Raw genomic sequence first — 22,323 nt, forward strand, 5'->3', positions numbered from 1 at the left:
CGATCAAAAGCACGCGAGACTACGAGTTCGCTCGCAGTGCGTCAATTTTCTTGCGAAGGAATCGCTGTTCAGGTTGCAGTTTGGCAAGGTTCAATGCACGCTTGAATGCTTGTAACGCTTCGTCGGTTCGGCCCAGGCGTCGCAGCAACTCGCCTCGCGCGGAGTGAGCAAGGTAGTAGTCGTTGATCTGGCCTCGTTGCATCAACTCATCGATGATCGCCAACCCGACTTCCACGCCGTCACGCATGGCGACCGCGACCGCTCGATTGAGCTCCACGATGGGGGACGGAGCCGCACTCGACAACACATCGTAAAGTGCCACGATTTGTGCCCAGTCGGTTTCACTCGCTGATCTTGCGTCCGCGTGAACCGCTGAGATCGCGGCTTGAATCGTGTAAACGCCAATGCGCCGCGTCCGCAAGGATCGTTCGATCAGATCCTTTCCTTCGCCGATCAAAGTTTGATCCCAAAGACTTCGGTCTTGATCTTCTAATAAAACAATATCGCCCAGCGAATCCGTACGCGCGGTGCGTCGGGACTCGTGCAGCAACATCAACGCGAGCAAACCCGCGACCTCGGGCTGTGGCAACAGATCCATCAATAATCGGGCGAGACGGATTGCTTCGTCCGAAAGATCCACACGTGTGAGACTCTCCCCGCTCGATGCGGAGTATCCTTCGTTGAAGACCAGGTAAATCACCGAAAGAACCGAATCGAGACGTTCGGGAAGATCCGATAGCGATGGAATGGCAAACGGGATCTTTGCGTTGCGAATCTTCGATTTCCCACGCACAATCCGCTGTGCCAACGTCGAAGGTGGCACCAAAAACGCACGTGCAATTTCCTCCGTCGTCAGTCCGCAAACTTCACGTAGGGTCAGCGGAACTTGCACTTGCGGATCGATCGCGGGGTGGCAACACGTGAAGATCAAACGTAGCCGGTCGTCTTTGATGTCTTGCTCAGCAATCGAATCATTGGCTGCTTCGATCTCGCTCACTCGGCGTGCCAACTCGGGTTGCAACTCACTGAGTCGTCGTCGCCGGCGGATGTTATCGACGGCTTTAAATCGCCCGGTCGAAACCAGCCAAGCCACCGGATTAGCGGGTATTCCCTGTTCCGGCCATTTTTGAATCGCGGCCGCGAACGCTTCATGCATGACCTCTTCAGCCAAATCGAAATCGCCGAGCAACCGCACCAACGTCGCAAACACTTGTCGCGATTCGTTGCGGTAGATCTGGTCCACGGCGTCGGCGTTCATCTGTGACGACATCACGATTCAGTTGGCGAATGGAAGGAGGGCCGCAACAATGCTAAACGCTCGCTTTCCTATCGGATGCCATCTCGGTTGAAGATTCGGGCAATTCGGGTTTTGGAAAGATCGGTCGGATTTCGACCGTCCCAAGTTTCGCGGGTGGCAATCGACTCGCGATCGCGATCGCTTCGTCTAGATTTTCGACGTCGATCAAATAGTAACCGCCTAATTGCTCAGACGTTTCCGCGAACGGGCCATCAGTGATCTGCCGATTTCCTTCACGCACTCGGACACTCGTCGCCGTCGTGATCGAATACAGCGGGTCAGACGAAATCAGCTTTCCTTGCTGCTGGAGTTCATTGCTGATCTTCATCGACTCGAGCATGCATTCCTTGCGTTCGTCCTCGGTCCAACAATCTTCGTTTCCATAAATGAGAAGCATGTATTTCATTTTTAAATTCCCTTGGCGATCGTTTTCAAAATAGCAGTCCGCCTTGAGCGGGAAAAACGTGTGATTTGATAGCTGGAGAGTGACATTTTTTGGCGAACGCATTGGAGTTTTCGCCTTTCACGTAGCTGAGTCTCTCCGGCGCTCTGAAAGTGGGAAGCGTCCGAAATCCTCGGTCTCGCGAGACGTCGATTTTATTACTGCGGGATTTCAAATGGAGCAGAACGGCGTAAGCCGTCCGGTAACGCGGGACCGGACGGCTTGCGCCGTTCCGCTAAAAGGAGCACTAAAACAATCAATGTCCCGAGCGACCGAGCTACGTGAAAAGTGGCGATATCAAGTTAGGTAATGGTCATTCGCATTCACCGGCAACCATCACCATCCAACCCACTCCGAACGGGTCCGTCACCATGCCGAATCGAGGCGACCAAAACGTTTGGGAGAGAGGCATATCGATTTTGCCACCTTCGGCGAGTTGACCAAAGACCAAATCCGCATCCGCGACTGTTTTGACGGATAACGCGAGTCGGAATCCGTCGTGCGTAGGTTTTGCGGTGCAATCATCGCACGCCATTAACGACATCTCGCCGACGTTAAAGGACGCGTGCATGATTTTGTTCTCGTATCCATCCGGCACCATTCCTTCTGGCATTGGTTCGGGCGATTCGCTGTATCGCATCTTCATCGTTACCGTCGCGCCAATTGCGTGCTCGTAAAAGTCCAGAGCCTCTTCGCAACAACCTTCGAAGAACAGGTACGACTGGACGACCGCGGATTTGGTAGCGAGTTTGGCAGCCAGCTGTTCTTCGTGTTTGGCAATCTCGCCCGACGGATCGCTCTCGGCAAAGTCAGCCATTTCATAGATCTGGCGAATTTCAATATCGGACTCCTCCACCATCGGGTTCGGGCAACGCTTCACCCATTCGATCGCTTCCTCCATCGACGCGACTTCCCAGATCCAATAGCCCGCCACCAACTCTTTGGTCTCCGCAAACGGTCCATCAGTGACGGTTCGGTTCGCCCCTGAAAAGCGAACGCGGACACCCTCCGAACTCGGTTTGAGCCCTTCACCTGTTTTCATAATTCCGGCGTCGATCAATTGCTCATTGAACTTCCCCATTTCGGTTAGCAACTTTTCACTGGGCAACTCGCCCGCTTCGGAACTCTTCGTCGCTTTCACCATTACCATGACTTTCATCTTCTTCTCCCTATGTTTAAAAATTGCGTTTCTTCTCTAGTGATTTGCCACCATCGAAAATGAGGGGTGACCGGACGGCTTGCGCCGTTCCGCTAAGTTTTTTAGCGGAATTGCGCGAGCCCTCCAGTTCAGGCAACCCCGAAGTTCAGGTTTGACAAAGCACTCGCTCAATAGCAGTCGTTTCTTGTAATCAAACCTGCGGCCCGTTGTTGATCAACGTTGAGCGATGTCCTTCATTTGACGCCGCCATACGCCGGGTCACGCAGGTAGGCGTTGACGAAGAACGGACACTTCGGCATCACGCACAACAGGATACCGGGAATTGCCCATTTGACGACTGCCTTGTGTACGTGAGTCCATGGTGACACTGGCCACGTTCCCCAAAACAAACACGACTCATTTCTGCAACGATGTTAGAGTGGGCGCCTCGTATTCGTCATGCCGCCGCCACCAAACGTACGGATCGGATTGAGGCCAGCCTTCCGGGGAATCTTCCCAAGTCTCTTGTCTTCCCAAGGGAGCCCGATCGAGCAAGGCGAATGAAGTCATGAACGCTTCACAGCCACGTCGTCCGGTGAAGTAGGTTTGATAGATATCATCACCGTCTCGCAAAAACATACTCAGCCCATGCGATTCTCCTTCAGGAGTCGTCACCCCAAAATCCTCATTGAACGTGGTGCCTGCTGAGGAATACCACGGCAGCGTCCAGCCCATGCGTTTATTGTAGGCTTCTAGAGTCGGAAATGGCCCGAGTGAAACCAACGCAATCGATAAACCGCGAGCGTTGATATGTGCCGGGTGCCCGAGGTTGTCGACCAAAGTGGAACATCCGACGCAACCAGCCGCCGGCCAACCACAAACGCTTTCGGCGAACATGAAGTGATAAACGGCGAGCTGCTGACGGCCTTCGAACAGATCGATCAATCTGGCTTTGCCGTCGGGACCTTCGAACGTGTAATCCTTTTCGATCTTGACCATTGGCATCCGACCTCGCTCGGCAGCGAGTGCATCTTGAGCTCGTGTCGCCGCCTTTTCTCTGACCCGCAGTCGATCCATCGCAGACTGCCACTCTTTCCGCGAGACCACGGCGGGCTTCCCTCTGCTAGGTTTCAGTGACTTGTCGCATTCATCGTGCGATGCGTTCGCCATGGCGGCGTCGCGGGCGGCGATCAGCGCGTTGACCTCTTCATCGGCGGGCCGAATTTCGAACGGCCCCATCTTCACGCCAGGATGTTGAGTCATCAACGAAATCGCGTGATTCAGGTCGCGGGCTTCAAGCAAAAGGATGCCGCCGAGCATTTCTTTCGATTCGATGTATGGACCATCGGTCACCTCGACGCTGCCGTTCTTTATCCGCAACGTGACCGCGTTTTGTGCCGCCTGCAGAGCTTCGCCCCCAAGAAAATGGCCGCCGCGACGCAGTTCGTCGTCGTAGGCAAAGCACTCTTCCATCATCCGCTGGCCATCCTCCTCGGCCAAAAACGCTAGTTTGGATTCGTCAATGAATCCCATACAAATGAATTTCATCGTTCTCTCTCGCATGTGTGACCAACGGAACTCCTCGCCACTTTGTGAATAGTCGAAACACACCGCAGCAAATCGACATCACTGCAATAAAAATTACCAGAGAACGCGCACCGCCCAGAGGTTCCTATCCGTACATCATGTTCAAACGGGTGCGGAGACGATATCACGGCATCGAGATCGGACCGGGTTCGTTGATTTCCGTGGCCTTTGAGGCGTCACCGGGCATCTCCAGATGCTTAAACGCTTTGCGGTCCGGCTTGGAACCCCCGGGGGCGGCATCCCGGTGCGGGGTAGGGTTGGTCGGGATCGTGTCGCCGGTCTGGTCGGTCCAACGTGTTAACAATGCACGAGCTTGGTTGAGTACCTGCTCTTGCTCGGGATTCGAAGCGAGATTGTTTAACTGGTCGGGGTCGCGTCCAACGTGATAAAGCTCTTCCGCGGGACACGGGTTTTGAAAGACGTTCGATTGCGCGTCCGTCAGTTGCCCGGATTTATGTGCGGCCCAAAGTTCCTCTCCCGCACCGCCGATGTACGCTTCCACGCAAAGGTTTTGCTGGTCAGGAAAATTGTTGCGGATGTAGAGCCAATCGCCGAATCGGACGGACCGCTCGTGATTGCGGTAGACGTGCCAGTTATGTTCGGCGAAGACCATGTCACGAATGCTGGCCTTCGGATCCTTCAAGATTTTCACAAAGCTGACGCCTTGAATTCGAGGGTCTTTCTCGACGCCCGTGAATTCAAGAATCGTGGCTGCAACGTCGATGGAACTGATCAGCCCCTCTACGACTGCCGGTTCGGATCGCCGCGGATCGTGAACGACAAATGGCGTTTTAATTCCGCTGTCGTACAACCGGGTTTTGCAGCGGGGAAACGGACGTCCATTGTCTGCCATCACGATGATGAGCGTGTTATCGAAAACATCCTGGCGTTTGAGTTCTGCGACAACCTCGCCAACAAAATGGTCGTACCGGCTGACTTCGTGATAGTAACTCGCGAGATCCTCACGCGTTTTCGGACCGTCAACCAGATAAGGCGGGACCTTCACGTCAGCGGGATCATATTTCGGTGCGTCCTCGTTGATCGACCAAGCACGGTGTGCGTCCGTGGAGGCAAACCAGCAAAAGAATGGTTTGTCTTTCGGACGGTCACGCAGTATTTCGACCCAATCTTCTTCCTTGCCGGGGCCTTTGCCTTTGGAGATTTTGGTGAACGCGACGTTCGCGTGATTGCCCATGTGATGCTTGCCCGACAAGACGGTGTAATACCCCGCGTTTTTCAACAACTCGGGAAACAACACGGATCCCGCGGGCAACTCGGTGTGCAATTCAGGGGCACCGGTGTTGTGCGGGTATCGCCCGGTGATGATGCTGCACCGACTCGGACTGCAACTGCTCGTCGTCAGGTAGGCGTTGTCAAAACGCAAGCCACGGGCGGCCAACGCGTCGATGTTGGGAGTCTGCACACTCGGGTGTCCGTAACATCCGAGGTCCTCCTGAGAAATGTCGTCGGCAATCAGAAACACGACGTTGCTGGGATCCGCCGCCGCGGAAACCGCCGCAAAGACAAGGCAACCTAACGCTAAGATCACATACCGATAATTCATGAGGGCAAATTCGTTTCGAGGCATGGGGATTTTCGCACTCATCATAGTCGACGTTTCGTGCCAAATGGAAATGCGCACCCGCCGGGCAAACTCATTCGCTGATGTCGACTCATCACTTGTGTAGGCAGCATCAAACGCGGCGGTGACGAGCGTTGTCGTTTGAGCATCATTGGGTTGGTTTTGAATTTCGGTTCGCTGAATTCAGGTCAGCGGTTCAGAGCTTTGCGGCGCGATCCGCTCCTCGCTTAACCATGGCTGAATCAACACCGAAATGAGGATGACCGCGGCACCAACGTAAAAACTGAAACTGACGTCACGATGATCGTGGAAGAGCAGCGAACCCAACGCGATTCCGTAGACCGGTTCGAGGTTGTTCGCAAAGTTGATCGTGAAGACACTCAATCGCTCGAGCAGACGCACGTACACGTGATAAGCGTAGATCGTGCAGGCCAGTACCAAGATCATCATCCATCCCCACTGGGAAACCGGCGGAATCCATGGTTTCAGGGTGGGGCCTAGTTCAGATGAACCGAAACACAAAAGTGCGGCGGCGCAAAACATGGCCGATCCCGCCATTTGGTACGTAACGATGACAATGGGCGGCGCACGATGAAACAGTTGTCCATTGAAGATTGAAAACAAACACGCCAAGACTGCCGCCACAACCGCAACGATCACGCCAGTTTGAAAATGAGCTTGGCTGTAGTAGATAATCCCGACACCGCCTGCGGCAACGACGCCGAGTAGCAAGTTCAACGCGTTGAATCGGACCCGCGAGACCATCATTGGTTCCAGAACCGCAGTCCAAAACGAAACCGTCGCCATGCCGATCATGCAGACGGAAACCGACGCGATTTTGACTGCGACAAAGAATAGGATCCAGTGAAGCCCCAACAGGAATCCGTTGCCCAACAGCATGGCAGCAACCTTCGTGTCGATCTTCAAACGCGATCGTAAAACTGCCACTAAAATCAGTGCGGACAACAGGCTGCGCAGGAAAACCAGTTGAGTCGGGCTGAGGTCGATCAGGTTTCCAAGGACCGCGGTGAATCCCCACAACAAGATAACGAAATGCAGTTTGATATAGTCGATCACTGAAACCAACGATTGAAGGCAGATCGGAATCCCGCCTACGTTCACAGCGGACGAAGGATGTCGCGGTGCCTGCGGGATGTTCCAGTTGCGGAGTCTAAGGGAGCAGACGGATTCCGTTAAGATGGTCCCCGATTGGAGGATCAATCGCATTTCGTTTCTATCCAGACCGGCAATTCCAAGCCAGCGGATCTGAAAACGAGCGACTGAATCGGTGAAATATTGAACTCTCGGTGAGTGTCACGTAGCCATCATGGCTGTGGTCACTGGAGCTTCTTACCCGGACCACGTCGTCGACAATGAACTGGTCTCAGATCACGCCGCGAATGACGCGTCATCGATTCACGTTCATCTTCTTGCGTTAGCTAATGTAGCCGACGCGTTATCTCGACCGGTAGTCACGCGGAGAGATGTGGTAGCGAGCCAAAAAGAGTCTGTTGAAATTTGCGAGATTGTTGAAACCGCAACTGAAGGCGATGTCCGAAACGGTGCGTTTGCTTTCGAGCAATTCTCGAGCAGCCCGGCTGAGGCGTAGTTCGATAACGTATTCCTGGAACGTTCTGCCCAGCCGTTTCCGAAAATAGCGACTCAACGATTGAGGGTGCAGGCACGCGACTTTCGCGATGTCGGCGAGGCGGATTGTGTCCTGCCAGTGGGCGTCGATGTAACTGAGAATCCTTTCGAGTCGCTTGTCCTGTTCGACGTCTTCGGACGCCATAAAATCATGACTGGCCATTTGTTCTCGCTGAGTGTCGGAGCTGAGAACGTCCAATAGCTCGATCAGGCGACTGAGTCGCTGCGGCCCGATGGGGGCTTTGAAAAGGCGTGTCATGACGCGACTGCCTTCTTTGCGAACCGGATCGGAGAATTGCAGGCCGCGTGAGGCGTCTTGAATCAGTTGGCGAATGGAACGGCATTCCGCAAGATTGAAGAAGTCACCTCCCAGGGCGTCGATGCGAAATTGCACCACCCGGGAGTGCGACTTCTTGCATTTCCAATTTTTGTAACGATGCGGCAGTAGAGGCCCGAACATGGCGAGATCACCGGGGGTATAGGTATCGAACTGATCCCCAACCAACCGCTCACCGCTGCTCGCGATGATATGAGTGATCTCGATTTCGGGATGAAAGTGGTGAGGACAATCGAAGTCCTTGTCGATCCACTCCAAGCACCGAAACGACGCCTGCTCATCGACGGTGACTTTCTCGTAGATCATCTTCATGTGAATTGCTCTGGTAACACATTGCGGGCGTGTTTTTTCGAAAACTGGTGAAGATAGTATAGGTCTTTGTGAGCCAAAGCGTAGTGGAGCCGGGGGCTACCTGGGATCTTGATGGGATGAATAACAACTCCACATTTGCGTTGCCAACAAAAGGCATTCTGAACGATGTGCTATCCGAGATAGTGCGTCCGCCACGTCCACTCTCGCCGAGCAGGATTTTGATTGTTGCCTGTGGGGTGAAGATCCATTTTCCGTGGGGGAAGGCGTGTCAGCGATACGATGCCGCGTACTCGGCGTTGTGCGAAGCCACGGCAGATCTGCCGGTTGAAATCGTTCGTGCCGCGGAGCCATTTGAGGATCCGGACGCACTCTGTGAGTTGCTCGACGGAGAACTGCGAGAGGGCCTGGCCGGAATCGTGTTCTTCCATGCCGCGTATACCGCGGGTGAAATCGGAAGTCATCTGGGCCGGTGGTTGACCGACCACAAAGTCCCACTGCTTTCATGGGCGTGGCCGGAGCCAGGCAACCGAGCGTCGAATGAAGCAAACAGCCTGACGTGCCAAAACTTCCTGCAGCAAATGTGGACGCAAATGGAGGTGCCCTACGCTTGGTTGCACGAAGAGACTAATGCGTCGTCGCACGGCATATTGCAATGCTTTGCGCGGGCTGTGTTTGCTCGTGACAAGTTTCGACACTCTAAGTTTCTGCATGCCGGTGGCTCACGTGTGACGGCATTTTATGACGGCGAAGTCGACGAACTCGCGGTCATGCGAAACCTGGGGTGTCGTTTCGACCGGATAGATTTGGAAGCCGTCTTTCAGCACGCGAACAAACGTTTCACCGATGCCGATGTTATTCGTCTGAAAGACGCCATGATTGGGCATCCTGACTGCGCCAAGGTGAGCGTGCCTGATGAACAAATTTTGCAAACCTATCGATTCGGTTTAGCAATGCTGGATCTCGCGGCGGAGCACGGCTATATCGGTGCCACGGTGAAGAGTTGGCCTGAACTGTTTGATTGTTATCACTGCGCGATCGATGGCTCGGTGTCGATGATGAACGACTTTGGTTTCTGCGTTGCCGAAGAAGGCGAAATGAACGGGTTGCTGTCGTCGATGGCGTTGTGGTTGTTGTCCAACGGTGACGCCGTACCGACGATGATGGATTTATCGCTTTGGAAACTGAAGCAGGATCGACTCGGCATTTGGCATTGTGGTGCGTCTCCAACCCGGTTGCTCAAACCGGGGACTCAATTCGCCGCGACGCGTCACTCGATTTTGGAAAATGGTGACCCTGAAACGGCCGTTGGTTTGATGCTGGAGTTTCTCTTGGCCAACGGGCCGATCACGGTCATGCGGTATCTCGCCCCCGATGCGAGTCGTTGGTTCGCGTTCGAGGGTGAGTTCGTTGACACGGAACTGGACTACCGAGGTACGTATGGATTGATGAAGCCGACGGGCGATACCACGGTCGGACAGATCATGGGAACGATTTTTGACGCCGGCCTCGATCATCACTGGAGCGTCGGGTACGGCCATTGGCACGAGGAGCTTCGGATATTGAATCATTTCTGTGGGTTGAAGGAGATTCCACTTCGCCAATCAAACGCTAACTATGGGCTGAGTCGTTGAAAATGCTGAGCCACCATCATCAGGACAAACTCAACGCATTGGCCGATCGGCTTTTGTCAGCGGATGTGACGATCGATCGGTTGCCGGTGGTGATGGGATTTGATGCGTTCGTCGATGAGTCGATTCGCATTGTTGGACAACGGCACTCGCCGGAGTCATATCTACCGATGCCGACCATTGCGGACTTTGGTGCGTGGGCCAACGCCGCTACGGGACAGAGCGGTTTACGAGAATTCGTATGCGAGCAAGTGACCGCGGGCGGTTGCACGGTCAACATGGGCGACGGCATCGCGACGTTGGGGTTTCCGCTGACTGCATTTTCGGGAGTGGGGGCTCCGCCGCATCCAGTGTTCGCCGATTTCATTGCCAAGTGTGAGGCCGTTGACTCGCTCGGGATGGACCCTGGACGCGCGATCGTCACTGAATTCGACGACGGCAAATTGATGTTCTGTTCGTTCAGTCATTTTGCCAACTTCACACCTTCGTATCTCCGCAAAAAGTTCGCCGACGGCGTGTTCCGAACCGCGTGCGAGCAGGCGTCGGGGATCGCGCTGACGAGCTGGTCGGTCTACCCCTACATGACGCAGTGTTGGAAATATCTGGTTGAGGAAGTCCTCGCGGGAATGTCACATCGCCCACATTTCTTTTTCGATCTCGCGGATCCCGCGAGCCGGACGGCAGACGCGTTGGTTGAGATGCTCGACGCCTTGAAGGGATTTGAATCCATCGGCCGGGTCACATTGAGTGTCAACGGGAACGAAGCGAACCAGATCGCGAGAGCATTGAAGATCGAGGAAGCGGGAAGTGACGCGAAATCCTGGGAACGTCTGGCCAACGAAATCCGGATGCGGGCCGAAATCAGCGAAACCAGCATTCATCTCATCGACTCGGCAACAACGGCAACCACGGAAATGGTCACAACGGTGAGCGGTCCGTACTGCATCAAACCCAAACGCAGTGTCGGAGCGGGTGATCGTTTTAACTCGGGATTCTTTGCCGGGCTGTTGTTAGAGCTCAACCCTGCCGATCGACTGCGACTCGGCAACGCCAGTTCGGGCTACTTCGTGCGGCGTGCCGAAAGCGCCTCATGGCCGCAACTTATTCAGTTCCTTCGCGAATGGGCGGCGGACGCAATCGTCTCTTAAGAGGAACGAATTCTTGAAAACCTTAGATCAGAAACTCAATAACCTGCGCAGCAACCCGGACGCGACGGACTTCATCATCGCGGATGCGAAGGATGCGGACATGGCGTGGGGGATCGCCTCTCCGGGGATGCCTTATCCACCGCAGAGTGAATCCCGGTTCTATTCCATGCCGGAGTTCATGGACCAAATGCGTGAGATGGTAGGCAGCGGGTACATCGATATTCTGTTGGCATCCAACTCGGCGATGAGTGTGCTGGCGCACCGTGAACGCTTGTTTGATGACAGCCCCGTCACGCCTGCGATACGTGCCAACGACACCACCGATGTCTGGATCAGTCGTGCGGCAAATTATCGGGACCAGCCGTCACGCCCATTCCGAACGAGTTTCTTGCACGAAGCTCAGTACGGAAGTCTAACGGCACCAGTAACCGAAAAACCGGTTGTTAACTTGGGGTTGTACTCGATGACGTTCAACAATGATCTCGATTCCGATATCAACAATTTGATGGCGTTTCGAGAGTTTCGCTTTGAAGCGGCTCAGTGCGGGTTCGAGTACTTCCTGGAAGTCTTTGCACCCAACGTTGAAAATTGCGGGATCGCACCGGAGGCCATTCCTTCGTTTGTGAACGACGCACTCGTTCGCGCTTTGGCGGGCGTCGCACGGGATCACTGGCCCAAGTTTCTAAAGATTCCCTACTTCGGTCCGAAGCCGATGGAGGAACTGGCCGCGTATGACTCGGAGTTGATCGTTGGGATTTTGGGCGGCGGAAGCGGGACGACGTACGATGCATTCAAGCAGCTTTCCGAGGCTCAGAAGTATGGCGCCCGTGTTGCTCTGTATGGTCGCAAAATCAAGGATGCCGAACATCCGTTAACGATGGTTCGCTATCTGCGTGCGATTGTCGATGGCGATGTCTCTGCCGAAGAAGCCGTGAAGGCCTATCACGGCGATTTGCAAAAACTCGGCATCGCACCCAAACGCGACTTGGATCAAGACAGCGAACTGACCGCCCCCGAACTCAGCTACGCGCGTTAGGGGACGTCATGAGATCAAGTAGGTCGTCTTTCGAATTTTCGCAAACAGCGTGCGTCCACGCATTTTGCATTTCGATGAACCCGCCTGATTGCAAGTGGGCCCGATCATGACGACCGCATTTGAGCAACTGTTGCGAGATCGCGGATTCCTGCAAACCGCGACGCCGAGTTTGAAACCGCTCACCGGTGGCGTTTCCAGTGAAATCTATCTTGTTGAAGACGGAGATCGACGATTCGTTGTCAAGCGAGCACTGGCGAAACTGAAGGTACAGCAGGACTGGTTCGCCGACACGTCGCGGAATCAAACCGAACAAGCCTACATGCGATACGTCGCGAGTTTTCGTCCCGACGCAATGCCCGAAATCTATCACTGCGATGCCGAGGCGGGATTGTTCTCGATGGAGTATCTCGAGGAGTTTCAAAACTGGAAAGATGATCTCTTAGCGGGACATTGTGATGTCGACTTAGCGCGCCGAGCTGGCGTTCTGGTTGGTGAAATTCACTCACGCACGTGGGGAGATCCTCGCGTCAAAGCGGACTTTGACACGATTCCCAATTTCGATCAGCTCCGGATTGATCCTTATCTCAGAGGGACCGCACACAAGCACGCTGATTTGGCAACGAGAATACTAGCGGAGGCGGATCGGTTGACACGGAGCCGTCAATGTTTGATTCATGGCGACTACAGTCCCAAGAATATCATGCATCTGAATGGCCGATTGGTTCCGCTGGACTGCGAAGTCGCGTGTTTTGCCGATGCCGCTTTCGATCTCGCGTTTTTGCTGAATCATCTGTTTCTGAAAAGTCTGTTCCACGTCCCGGTCGAACTGCCGATGCCGGAAATAATCTCCGCCGTGCGAGAGGGCTACGGCGACGGTAATCCAGAGCATTACCGCGAGGTCGAAACGCGTGCCGCGACGTTGTTGCCGATGCTCATGCTGGCACGTGTCGATGGCAAGAGTCCGGTGGAGTACCTGAACGTCGATCAACAAAATTTCGTTCGCTCGTTTACACACGAACACATTTTGCGTGACGGCATTTCCTTAAAACAAATCGCAGAGAACTGGTTCCAAACTCTTCAGCCATTGATAAATAGATGAAAATTGAATCGATTGACGCCTATCAGATTTATGACTCCCGTGGCAATCCGACCGTTGAAGTCGAGGTCACATTGGGCAGTGGAAAGAAAGGTTATGGACTTGTCCCCAGCGGAGCATCGACCGGACAATTCGAAGCCTTGGAACTTCGCGACGGTGACAAGCATTTTTTTCGCGGTAAGTCAGTCTTGCAAGCCGTTGAAAATGTTCGTTCCAAAATCGCAACCGCGTTACGCGGACACGATGTTTTTGATCAATCCGGAATCGATCACGCCATGATCGAACTCGACGGGACACCGAACAAAGCGTGTTTGGGGGCGAACGCGATTCTAGGTGTGTCGATGGCGGTGGCGAATGCGGCTGCCGCCGAAAAGGGCGTGCCACTTTACGAATCCCTCGGTGGGACCGATGGCAATTTGTTGCCGCTTCCTGAAATTCAAATTATCGGAGGCGGAGCTCACGCGAACTGGCGAACCGATGTTCAAGATTTCCTGGTCATTGCGACCGGAGCAAAGAACTATGCCGAGACGCTGGAGATCACCTTCAACGTTTATCACGCGGCGGGTGATATCATGCGTGAGCGAAACAAGTATTACGGTTTGGCAGACGAGGGCGGCTATTGGCCTGAGTTCGAAACCAACGAAGCTGCGTTCGACGTGTTGACCGAAGCGATGGTACGAGCGGGCTACACGCCAGGCAAAGAAGCATCGATTTCGCTGGATATCGCGGCCAGTGATCTTTATGACGAAACGACGGGGACTTACCACTTTCGCCTCGAAGATCGTCTATTCACGTCTGAAGAGTTTTCGTCGCTATTAATCGAATGGTGCGAAAAGTATCCGATCATCTCGATCGAGGATCCCGCTGCGGATACCGATTGGGACGGCTGGGATCGGATCAATCGGGCGATAGGCCATCGCGTCCAAATCGTCGGCGATGATCTGTTTACGACTAATCTCACGCGCATCCGAGAAGGGATTCGTCGCCAGGCCGCCAACAGCGTTTTGATCAAGTTGAATCAGATCGGAACAGTGACCGAGACAATGGACGCGATTCGCATGACGCAGGAGGCGGGCTGGTTACCGGTCGTTTCGGCGCGCAGTGGTGAGACCGAAGACGCTTTTATTTGTCACCTCGCGGTAGCGACCAATGCCGGTCAGTTGAAGGTTGGTTCGTTTGCCCGCAGCGAGCGAATGGTGAAGTGGAACGAGGTTCTACGCATCGAACGACAACTCGGTCGTCGGGCACGTTTCGAGGGCGGCAATATCTTCACGCAACTGGCACGCGTTTAACGACGAGACAATATGATGAAGACAATCCGAACGCTGTTTCTGGTGGTTGTTTCATGTGCCTGCGGTGAAAGCATTGCCGCCGATCGGGCCTTGAAAGATTCGCCACGAACCGTAGTTGATTTCAATTTCGATTGGCAGTTTGGCTTACAAGAGTTTGCGGACTCGGATGTTCTGCGTCACGATTCCCGCAGCCAACCTGCTCTTGTTAACGACCGCCAAGGAATTGATTGGACCCCCGTCACGCTTCCGCATGATTGGAGCATTCGCGAGTCCTACCGACAAGAAAACACTGCTGCGAGTACAGGGTTTCTTCCTGGTGGAATCGGTTGGTACCGAAAAACGTTCTCGTTGCCGGAATCGGATCGAGGCCGATCCATTCGGATTGAGTTCGATGGGGTGTATTACAAGTCTGACGTTTGGATCAACGAGCACCATCTCGGATTCCGTCCGAGTGGATATAGCAGTTTCTCGTACGACCTCACCCCACACCTGCGTTTTGGCAGCAAACCGAATCGGATCACCGTGAGAGTCGATCACTCTGCCTATGTTGACTCGCGTTGGTATACCGGATCGGGAATCTACCGAAACGTTCGACTGGTCAAGACTTCGCCGGTTAACGTACCGCAATGGGGAGTGCAGATCACGACCCCGCAGGTCACCTCTTCCTTTGCGGACATTCACGTCACGACGGAGGTTGTCGGAGAAGAGGAGGCTGTTGATCCGGCCAGTATTGCTGGCGACGAAAACGACGGCATCGAGGTAGAAACGCGTGTTATTGATGCTAACGGCGTGATCACGGAGTCGGTGCAAGCCGAAATGAAAGACGGGCTGTACGAGAGCCAACTCAGGGTGCTCAATCCCTCTCGGTGGAGCGTTGATTCGCCAAACCTGTCGTCGTTAATCACGACCATTCGGCAAAACGGCATCGTGGTCGATCGCGTCGAGACGCAATTTGGTATTCGAACGTTTGAGTTTGATGCGGACAAAGGGTTTTCACTCAACGGAGTGCCGATGAAGATCAAAGGCGTTAATCTGCATCATGACGCGGGGGCGTTGGGAGCGGCGGTGCCAAAGTCTGTTTGGGAATACCGCGTCGGGAAACTGAAGTCGATCGGAGTGAATGCGATTCGCATGTCGCACAATCCTCATTCGGTTGAGTTGATGGACGTGTGCGACCAAATGGGAATGTTGGTCATGGATGAATTCTTCGATGAGTGGGATCGGCCCAAGGTCAAGAGTCTTCGCTATATCGGTGACCAAGGTGCGAAAGACCTGAACGAGGCACGTGGTTACAGCGAGTGTTTTGAGCGTTGGGCAGAGCGTGATTTGAAGGACTTGATTCGACGAGACTTCAACCATCCATCGGTGATCATGTGGAGCATCGGCAACGAAATCGAGTGGACCTTCCCGGCCTATTCGAAAGCGTTCGCGATGCTGAATCCGGATGCCGTCGAAAGCAAAACCATTCCCGTCTTTGACCCGTCGATTGTGAAACCGGTGTTCGATCAAGTTTCCGGTGGTGACGATCCACTCGCCAAAATCGCGAAGCAATTGTCAGCATGGGTGAAGGAAGTCGATACCTCACGTCCGGTCACGTGCGGAAGCGTTCGTCCATCTCTGGCAGCGGTCAGCGGGTATCTCGATGCGGTTGACGTTGCCGGATTCAACTATCGAGCAGAATGCTACGATGCGGCCCACGAAACGTACCCTGAAATGAAAATCATTGGCTCTGAAAATTGGGGAGCCTATTCCGAATGGAAGAACGTCCTGGATCGAGACTTCGTCAGCGGCATGTTTGCTTGGACGGGGTTTGCCTATTTGGGCGAGGCAGGGCCGTGGCCTCGAAAGGGACTCAATCTATCGTTCTTCGACTATGCCGGGTTCAAAACGCCGCGAGGGCACTTCTTCGAATGCTTGTGGAAAGATGAGCCGAAGGTTTACATGGTCACAACACCGTCTGCCGAATCGGAATACTCTTTCTCGCAGGAAGACGGATGGCAGTTTGAGATGCAAATGCGAGACCCTCCGTTTTGGGGTGCGTTGAGGAAATGGGAATGGTACCGCGTGAACGAACACTGGGATTACCAACCCGATCAAGACATTATCGTTCAGGTCTACACGAATTGTGACGAGGCAGAGTTGTTCCTGAATAACAAGAGTTTGGGAAAGCAAGCTCTTGCAGACTTCCCGGACGATCATGTGATCAAATGGTTGGTTCCGTACGCTGCGGGTGAGTTGACCGTCAAAGGCTACGCGGAGAATGGCGTCCACGCGGGAGTACACTCTCGCCACGAGCGGTGAGTTTGCCGAAATTGAGTTGTCGTCCGACAAAAACACTCTCAAGGCGGATGGGTATGATATCGCACACGTTCGTGTGAGATTACTCGACGCGTTTGGAAGACGAATCAATGATCCGGCGATAAAAGTTCAGTTCCAGGTCAACGGCGACGCCGAACTTCTCGCGGTTGATAACGGATGGGAGATGAACGTCGATTTTCACTATCAATCAACGGTCCTCACCCACAATGGACAAGCGTTGGGATTGATTCGATCAGGTCGCGATTGCGGAAGGTGCGAGGTGATTGTTTCGGCGGCAGGCATCGTCAGCAAACCGCTGTCTCTCAACGTGCGGTGAGTCTCGCCTGAGGACGTCGTTTGTATTACTGAAGGATTTCAAATATAGCGGAACGGCGCGAGCCGTCCGGTGACTCGGGACCGGACGGCTTGCGCCGTTCCGCTAAAAAAGGCACTAAAACAATCAACGTCCTGCGGCGAGTTCTACGACCAGAGCGAGAGCCAACCGTCCAACGTGTTTACCGGACGTCGATCGTAATCGGGCGACTTTGGAGGTTGTCTGCGTGAGCACGGATGGTTGCGACGCCGGACATTCCGGTCGCCTGGACCAACAACAGGCAACGTCCCTGGTGCGTGACCACTCGGTTCGATTGATACTGAGTGACGGTCTTGCCTGATCCGTTGTCGACGCCCAGGACACGTACGGCACCCTCGATCTCAAAGACCACGTCCAACTCCTGGTCTCTAACGGGGATGCCATCTGCATCGACGAGTTGTGCGACCACGTGGGCGACATCGCGGTTGTCGACGTCCAAATCGGTTGTGTCGGGCGTCAACGAGACGGACGCGGGTGGACCGGCTGTTTCTAAGCGATCGCGGATGACCGCATCGCAGTGAACGGCTCTCGCTTCCAGGACGCCCGGTTCATAAGGGACCAGCCACTTAAAAATGCGGTCGGGGAAGTCCGACAAACTCTTGATGCCGAGCGACCGTCCGTTGAGAAGCACTTCGACGCGATCGGTGTTGGAATAGACTTCCACAACGACGTCATCACCCGGTGTGTAGTCCCAATGATGATTGACCGAATGCCAAACCCAAGTGCGTTTGGTCCATGCGTCCGGACTTTCGGTGCCGATGACTCCCGAGGTCGCATCGACGTGATAATCCGTTTGAGGCAACGTTTGGGTTGCGAGGTAAAGGTGAGGTTCGTCACACCACAACGTTTTCATCATGTGGTACGACGGCTTTTTGAAACCCGCGGTATCTAAAAGACCACTGAGGACTCCTTTTCGCGGCCAGTCTTCGCGGGCTTCGCCCATGTAGTCGATGCCCGTCCAAAGAAACACGCCTGAGATGAACGGTCGCTCTAACACGGCTTTCCACTCATGCCACTGGGCAACGTTCTCGGTTCCCATGACCGACTTTCCAGGGAAGTGTTTTCTCGAATAGTCGTAGACAACTCTTCGGTAGCTATAACCGACCACATCGAGTGCATCGGTGTAGCCAGTCACATGACTCACCGAGGGAAGGATGCAGTTGGAGATCACCGGACGAGTCGTGTCCATCTCCCGCGTCCACTGAGCGAGTTTTTTAGCGGTGTCGGCGAGAACATAGGTGCCATCCGGAATGCTTTGGTACCGTTCGCGAACCTCGTCAGGCGTCAAATGCGGAGGTGTCCAAAAGTAATTCCCTGACGCGTCTGCATCAAAATATCCCGATGCTTCTCGGTATTTTGGGTAAGTCCACTCGATCTCGTTTCCGATGCTCCACTGAAAGATCGAAGGATGGTTGCGGTCACGACGCATCGTCGCTTTCAAGTCTCGTTCGGCCCAGTCTTGGAAAAACTCCGCATGGCCACGGGTAATCCGATCGTCATGCTGTTCGGCCATATTGAGACGTTTGTCTTTGGGGTTATCCCATTCGTCGTAGAACTCTTCTTGGACGAGAAAGCCCATCCGATCACAGAGGTCGAGAAATTTCTCCGAGGCCGGGTTGTGGGCGGTTCGAATCGCATTGCAACCGCCTGCCTTCAACTTGGATAAACGGCGTTCCCAAACACCTGTCGGAACTGCGGCTCCGACGAGTCCAGCGTCGTGATGGAGGCACACCCCTTGAATCAGCGTATGTTCGCCATTGAGATAGAAACCTGATTCCGCGTCAAACTTGATTTCGCGAAACCCGAATGGAGTTTGATAGGAATCGATCACCTCGCCGTCGTGCATGATCGTCGTGTCGGCGACGTATTGAGACGGATCATCGAGATTCCAAAGGCGGGGCGAGGTCACCGAAAGGTCTTGATGGAACGTGTGCGTGGCTTCAGCCGAGATTTCGGCTGTCAATTCATCGGTCGCAACCACGTCTCCGGATGAGTCAACTATTTTCGTTAAGAGTTGAAACGTTTTGGGACGATCGAACGCATTTCGAACTTCGACGTCGATGGCAACTTCGGATATTTCCCTGGATACTGTCGGCGTCGTTACGAAGGTTCCTCCGATCGGAACATGCAGTTTGTTCGCTCGGATTAGTTTGACGTCGCGATAGATGCCCGAGCCAGTGTACCAGCGGCTGTCCGCGTATCGCGAGTGATCGACTTTCACCGCAAGGACGTTGTCTTCGCCCGTTGCGTTGAGATATTCGGTGACGTCGAAGAAGAATGGCGAGTAACCGTAAGGATGAAACCCGAGTTTGACACCGTTGAGCCAGATCTCGGCTCGGTTGTAGATCCCATCGAAGTACACATAGGTAACGTGATCGTCATCGACGTTGGTTTCAAAGTGTTTTCGGTACCATCCGATTCCGCCTGGAAGATAGGCCGTGCACCCTTCCAAGCGTTGATCGAAAGGTGATTCGACGCTCCAGTCATGAGGCAATTGCACATGCCGCCATGCGGTATCGTCAACGTCGACGTCGTGAGCGGGTTGTTCTTGAAGTGAAAAGAGCCAACCGGAATTGAAGTCGACCGCGCCTGAGTCACCGCCGTGAACGTTGGAGGCCGTTGTCAACGCCGCGACAACGAACATGAAAAGTCGCAGCGACGAACGGAGGTGGCTCATGTTCATGTTTTCGGAAAATGCTTGCTTCAGATAGCCAAGGTGAACCGCGGTAGTGTGTCGCCGAGTGATTTACGATGCCAATTGGATCGAGCGTTCTATTTCACCTTTTGATACTTTTGGATGTACATCCAACCTTTGGGGCCCGCGTTCCATTTCAAGACGTGACTGAGTCCCCATTCGATCCCGCCATGAGGTGTATTCTCAGGATCGTTCGGACGAAACAGCCCCGCGGCTTCGGGCATGTCGATAGCGGAACCCATGATTTCAAAATTGACACCGTCTTCGGCGTACTGAATCGTCTTCGCTTCGGGCCCGTCTTGGTGTTGGAGAATCGCGATTCCGGTTCCATATTTCCAGACCATGACTTCATGTCCGGTGTTGGTGATCGGATTGAATTCTGATTTGATGAACGGTCCGGTCGGGTGATCCGCAATCGCGACTCCCCACTTCACCTGTTTCTTGAGACCGCAGCACGGGTTGCACCACCGCTGGCAATCTTCATCTTCAAAACAAATGCATTCACCTTTGTAGTAAAGATAGAACTTGTCGCGGTAATGAATCAGACATGGATCGTGAACCGCGTTGTTGTCGAAATACTGCTCGTTCGTGTAGGTCGGTCGTAGGACCGGTTCGTCAACTTTTGTCCATGGGCCGTCCGGTGATTCGGATTTGGCCATCCCGATCACATTGCGATTGTAGATGCCGTCCACGTCACCCGCAGCTTGATAGATGAGATAGTAGACGCCGTCATGGACGAAGATCTCGGTTGTGAAAACGGAGCGATGGTCAAAAGAGCTTTCGGGACCTCGTGTGACCGCTGGACCTTGTTCTTCCCACGTTTCTCCATCCGTTGAGGTTGCGAAATAGAGATCGTTCAGGTCCCAGGGAGCTAGTTTCTTTGTGTCGTGAGTGAGGCTGTAGGAATACCAAACGTAGTATTTCCCGTTTACCTGGATAACCGCACTCGGATCCCGCCGTGTGTAGGTCGGATCAGGAGCCAAATCACCTTTCAACAAAGACGATTTGAAACGGATGTTCCAGTCTGGATTCATCGGGTTGTCGATTTCACATCCATCGGCCCGGTAGCGTTCTTCTCGAATGGTCGCAGCACTTTTTTTCGCCTTCCTCAATCCGATCGCTAGACCGGTTGCCGGTTCGACGCCGCGTTTCTCAGCGAACATGTATCCGTCGATTGCGAAACGCAGAGTCTTGGGATCACGATTGCCAATCGAAATAGCAAATCCACCATCGTCACGCGTCGTGGCCGAAACGTTGTCTTCCACGACGAGCACAGAGACACCCGCCAGCGGGCTCCCCGATTCGGAATCGGAGACGACACCTTGAAATCCCTGACCACATGCAACCGTGGTGAGAAACATCGAAACGGCAGAGAACAAAACGGCTCGATACGACACGGGAATGCTTTCGATTGAGAGGAACGCTTTACATTCGAACTACGCGGGTTCGTTCAACAACGCGTTGACCGAAACGGATGAAATCTCCTACGTGTCGCCTCTGTACACCCGAGGCGACTGAAGACTGCCACTTAATGGCCGGAAAAACCAACGACTATTCAAGACGCCAGGTTCGAATCCAATCGTACTGCGTCGTGCGTTCTTCCTTCGTCGCCGTGGCAACTAATCCTCCGTCGTCGGGGACCGGGTTCCAGTCGTACGTCTCAATCGCCATCTGATAGTAAGACGGCACGTCCCAATCGACGCTAGGCTTCAGCGAATAGACGTATTTTCCGTCGAGATAAAACCGGAGTTCTCGCGGTGATTTCCACCAGGCGCCGTAGACGTAATAGCGTTCCCAGTTCGGGGTTTCCGTTCTCACCGAACTTTGGATCTGGATCTTTTCGGGCCCTTCTTTTGTGGCGTGTTGGATCGCGTTGGAGTGGAAAATCTGATCCCAGTTTCGCCCCCAGCTAGCTGTTTGTTCGGTCGTCCGCCCCACGCATTCTTGGATGTCGAACTCCAATCTCCTTGCATCTTTGGGGCGGGGCATCAACCAGAACGTCGACGACATTTCGGTCTTGTTGGCCTTCATGCGGCATTCGTAGTACCAGCCCACGGTTCCGGGATTGACCGATCGAACGATACCGCCGTGATACTTGAACTCGTTCCCTTTGATTACGACGGGCGAGTCCAGCACGCCCACCGTCACCCGTAGGTTGCCTTCTTCGACGACGACGCTTTCCTCTTGGAATAGGCCTGGAGGACGACCTATCCAGCCCCAGTGCTTGGAAGCGGGATTTTTGTCCCATTTTGTCGCATCCAATGAGTCGCCATCGAATTCATCTGAGAGCAGATCGACCTGTTGCCAAACCTTTCCGACTGGCCGTGGGTCTTCTCCTTCGGCAAAGAAGGGTTGCGTTTGTGCCATGCCGGTACTCAGCATGCAGGTGAATATCAAAAGTGACATGAACTTCAT

General features: G+C 54.0%; 18 protein-coding genes. 7 read left to right on the forward strand and 11 right to left on the reverse strand.

Annotation, left to right across the window (positions count from 1 at the left end; all coding sequences use genetic code 11):
* Window positions 1-19: 19 nt before the first annotated feature.
* The 8 genes from NB063_RS00525 to NB063_RS00555 all read right to left on the reverse strand — a co-directional run bounded on the left by NB063_RS00525 (window position 20) and on the right by NB063_RS00555 (window position 8,342).
* Entirely contained in the window at window positions 20-1,270 is a 1,251-nt protein-coding gene (locus NB063_RS00525) for an RNA polymerase sigma factor (protein WP_261367151.1), read from the reverse strand.
* A 40-nt stretch (window positions 1,271-1,310) separates the two neighbouring features.
* Complete coding sequence (locus NB063_RS00530; RefSeq protein WP_250926772.1) at window positions 1,311-1,703, reverse strand: YciI family protein; 393 nt, start codon at window positions 1,701-1,703, stop codon at window positions 1,311-1,313.
* 349 nt (window positions 1,704-2,052) lie between these two features.
* Window positions 2,053-2,898, reverse strand: coding sequence for a YciI family protein (locus NB063_RS00535; RefSeq protein WP_250926773.1), 846 nt, complete (start codon window positions 2,896-2,898; stop codon window positions 2,053-2,055).
* 233 nt (window positions 2,899-3,131) lie between these two features.
* Window positions 3,132-3,266 (reverse strand): hypothetical protein, encoded by a 135-nt coding sequence (locus NB063_RS32155; RefSeq protein WP_261367152.1) that lies wholly within the window; start codon window positions 3,264-3,266, stop codon window positions 3,132-3,134.
* Between the two features lie 28 nt (window positions 3,267-3,294).
* Entirely contained in the window at window positions 3,295-4,425 is a 1,131-nt protein-coding gene (locus NB063_RS00540) for a DUF899 family protein (RefSeq protein ID WP_250926774.1), read from the reverse strand.
* A 163-nt stretch (window positions 4,426-4,588) separates the two neighbouring features.
* Complete coding sequence (locus NB063_RS00545) at window positions 4,589-6,052, reverse strand: sulfatase family protein (RefSeq protein ID WP_250926775.1); 1,464 nt, start codon at window positions 6,050-6,052, stop codon at window positions 4,589-4,591.
* A 177-nt stretch (window positions 6,053-6,229) separates the two neighbouring features.
* On the reverse strand, window positions 6,230-7,273 hold the full coding sequence (locus tag NB063_RS00550; protein ID WP_250926776.1) for a DMT family transporter: 1,044 nt from the start codon (window positions 7,271-7,273) through the stop codon (window positions 6,230-6,232).
* A gap of 229 nt (window positions 7,274-7,502) precedes the next feature.
* Window positions 7,503-8,342, reverse strand: a complete 840-nt coding sequence (locus NB063_RS00555) for a helix-turn-helix domain-containing protein (RefSeq protein WP_250926777.1) — start codon at window positions 8,340-8,342, stop codon at window positions 7,503-7,505.
* A gap of 116 nt (window positions 8,343-8,458) precedes the next feature.
* Here NB063_RS00555 and NB063_RS00560 point away from each other — a divergent pair, with 116 nt between their 5' ends.
* From NB063_RS00560 to NB063_RS00590, 7 genes are all read left to right on the forward strand, one after another.
* Window positions 8,459-9,973 (forward strand): L-fucose/L-arabinose isomerase family protein, encoded by a 1,515-nt coding sequence (locus NB063_RS00560; protein WP_250926778.1) that lies wholly within the window; start codon window positions 8,459-8,461, stop codon window positions 9,971-9,973.
* Window positions 9,974-9,975: 2 nt separating this feature from the next.
* On the forward strand, window positions 9,976-11,118 hold the full coding sequence (locus NB063_RS00565) for a carbohydrate kinase family protein (RefSeq protein WP_250926858.1): 1,143 nt from the start codon (window positions 9,976-9,978) through the stop codon (window positions 11,116-11,118).
* Between the two features lie 13 nt (window positions 11,119-11,131).
* Complete coding sequence (locus NB063_RS00570) at window positions 11,132-12,154, forward strand: beta/alpha barrel domain-containing protein (protein ID WP_250926779.1); 1,023 nt, start codon at window positions 11,132-11,134, stop codon at window positions 12,152-12,154.
* A gap of 106 nt (window positions 12,155-12,260) precedes the next feature.
* Entirely contained in the window at window positions 12,261-13,253 is a 993-nt protein-coding gene (locus tag NB063_RS00575) for an aminoglycoside phosphotransferase family protein (protein ID WP_250926780.1), read from the forward strand.
* Complete coding sequence (eno, locus tag NB063_RS00580) at window positions 13,250-14,542, forward strand: phosphopyruvate hydratase (protein ID WP_250926781.1); 1,293 nt, start codon at window positions 13,250-13,252, stop codon at window positions 14,540-14,542. Before NB063_RS00575 ends, eno begins: the two co-directional genes overlap by 4 nt.
* 12 nt (window positions 14,543-14,554) lie before the next feature.
* Window positions 14,555-16,843, forward strand: coding sequence for a sugar-binding domain-containing protein (locus tag NB063_RS00585; protein ID WP_250926782.1), 2,289 nt, complete (start codon window positions 14,555-14,557; stop codon window positions 16,841-16,843).
* Entirely contained in the window at window positions 16,803-17,177 is a 375-nt protein-coding gene (locus NB063_RS00590) for a hypothetical protein (RefSeq protein ID WP_250926783.1), read from the forward strand. Before NB063_RS00585 ends, NB063_RS00590 begins: the two co-directional genes overlap by 41 nt.
* A gap of 178 nt (window positions 17,178-17,355) precedes the next feature.
* On the opposite strand, the gene NB063_RS00595 is transcribed toward NB063_RS00590, so the two are convergent.
* The 3 genes from NB063_RS00595 to NB063_RS00605 form a co-directional block, all read right to left on the reverse strand.
* Window positions 17,356-19,890, reverse strand: a complete 2,535-nt coding sequence (locus tag NB063_RS00595; RefSeq protein ID WP_250926784.1) for a glycoside hydrolase family 2 TIM barrel-domain containing protein — start codon at window positions 19,888-19,890, stop codon at window positions 17,356-17,358.
* Window positions 19,891-19,985: 95 nt separating this feature from the next.
* Entirely contained in the window at window positions 19,986-21,305 is a 1,320-nt protein-coding gene (locus NB063_RS00600) for a family 43 glycosylhydrolase (protein ID WP_250926785.1), read from the reverse strand.
* A 154-nt stretch (window positions 21,306-21,459) separates the two neighbouring features.
* Window positions 21,460-22,323 (reverse strand): LamG domain-containing protein, encoded by an 864-nt coding sequence (locus NB063_RS00605; protein WP_250926786.1) that lies wholly within the window; start codon window positions 22,321-22,323, stop codon window positions 21,460-21,462.

The organism is Aporhodopirellula aestuarii, assembly GCF_023701485.1.
Taxonomy (GTDB): Bacteria; Planctomycetota; Planctomycetia; order Pirellulales; family Pirellulaceae; genus Rhodopirellula; species Rhodopirellula aestuarii.

What these genes read in the sequence shown, in the direction of transcription:
- NB063_RS00585 (WP_250926782.1), top strand. Translation starts at nt 14,555, where the DNA reads ATGATGAAGACAATCCGAACGCTGTTTCTGGTGGTTGTTTCATGTGCC.
- NB063_RS00565 (WP_250926858.1), top strand. Translation starts at nt 9,976, where the DNA reads ATGCTGAGCCACCATCATCAGGACAAACTCAACGCATTGGCCGATCGG.
- NB063_RS00545 (WP_250926775.1), bottom strand. Translation starts at nt 6,052, where the DNA reads ATGCCTCGAAACGAATTTGCCCTCATGAATTATCGGTATGTGATCTTA.
- NB063_RS00575 (WP_250926780.1), top strand. Translation starts at nt 12,261, where the DNA reads ATGACGACCGCATTTGAGCAACTGTTGCGAGATCGCGGATTCCTGCAA.
- NB063_RS00560 (WP_250926778.1), top strand. Translation starts at nt 8,459, where the DNA reads ATGAATAACAACTCCACATTTGCGTTGCCAACAAAAGGCATTCTGAAC.
- NB063_RS00605 (WP_250926786.1), bottom strand. Translation starts at nt 22,323, where the DNA reads ATGAAGTTCATGTCACTTTTGATATTCACCTGCATGCTGAGTACCGGC.
- NB063_RS00530 (WP_250926772.1), bottom strand. Translation starts at nt 1,703, where the DNA reads ATGAAATACATGCTTCTCATTTATGGAAACGAAGATTGTTGGACCGAG.
- NB063_RS00590 (WP_250926783.1), top strand. Translation starts at nt 16,803, where the DNA reads ATGGCGTCCACGCGGGAGTACACTCTCGCCACGAGCGGTGAGTTTGCC.
- NB063_RS00525 (WP_261367151.1), bottom strand. Translation starts at nt 1,270, where the DNA reads ATGTCGTCACAGATGAACGCCGACGCCGTGGACCAGATCTACCGCAAC.
- eno (WP_250926781.1), top strand. Translation starts at nt 13,250, where the DNA reads ATGAAAATTGAATCGATTGACGCCTATCAGATTTATGACTCCCGTGGC.
- NB063_RS00550 (WP_250926776.1), bottom strand. Translation starts at nt 7,273, where the DNA reads ATGCGATTGATCCTCCAATCGGGGACCATCTTAACGGAATCCGTCTGC.
- NB063_RS00595 (WP_250926784.1), bottom strand. Translation starts at nt 19,890, where the DNA reads ATGAGCCACCTCCGTTCGTCGCTGCGACTTTTCATGTTCGTTGTCGCG.
- NB063_RS00555 (WP_250926777.1), bottom strand. Translation starts at nt 8,342, where the DNA reads ATGAAGATGATCTACGAGAAAGTCACCGTCGATGAGCAGGCGTCGTTT.
- NB063_RS00540 (WP_250926774.1), bottom strand. Translation starts at nt 4,425, where the DNA reads ATGAAATTCATTTGTATGGGATTCATTGACGAATCCAAACTAGCGTTT.
- NB063_RS00535 (WP_250926773.1), bottom strand. Translation starts at nt 2,898, where the DNA reads ATGAAAGTCATGGTAATGGTGAAAGCGACGAAGAGTTCCGAAGCGGGC.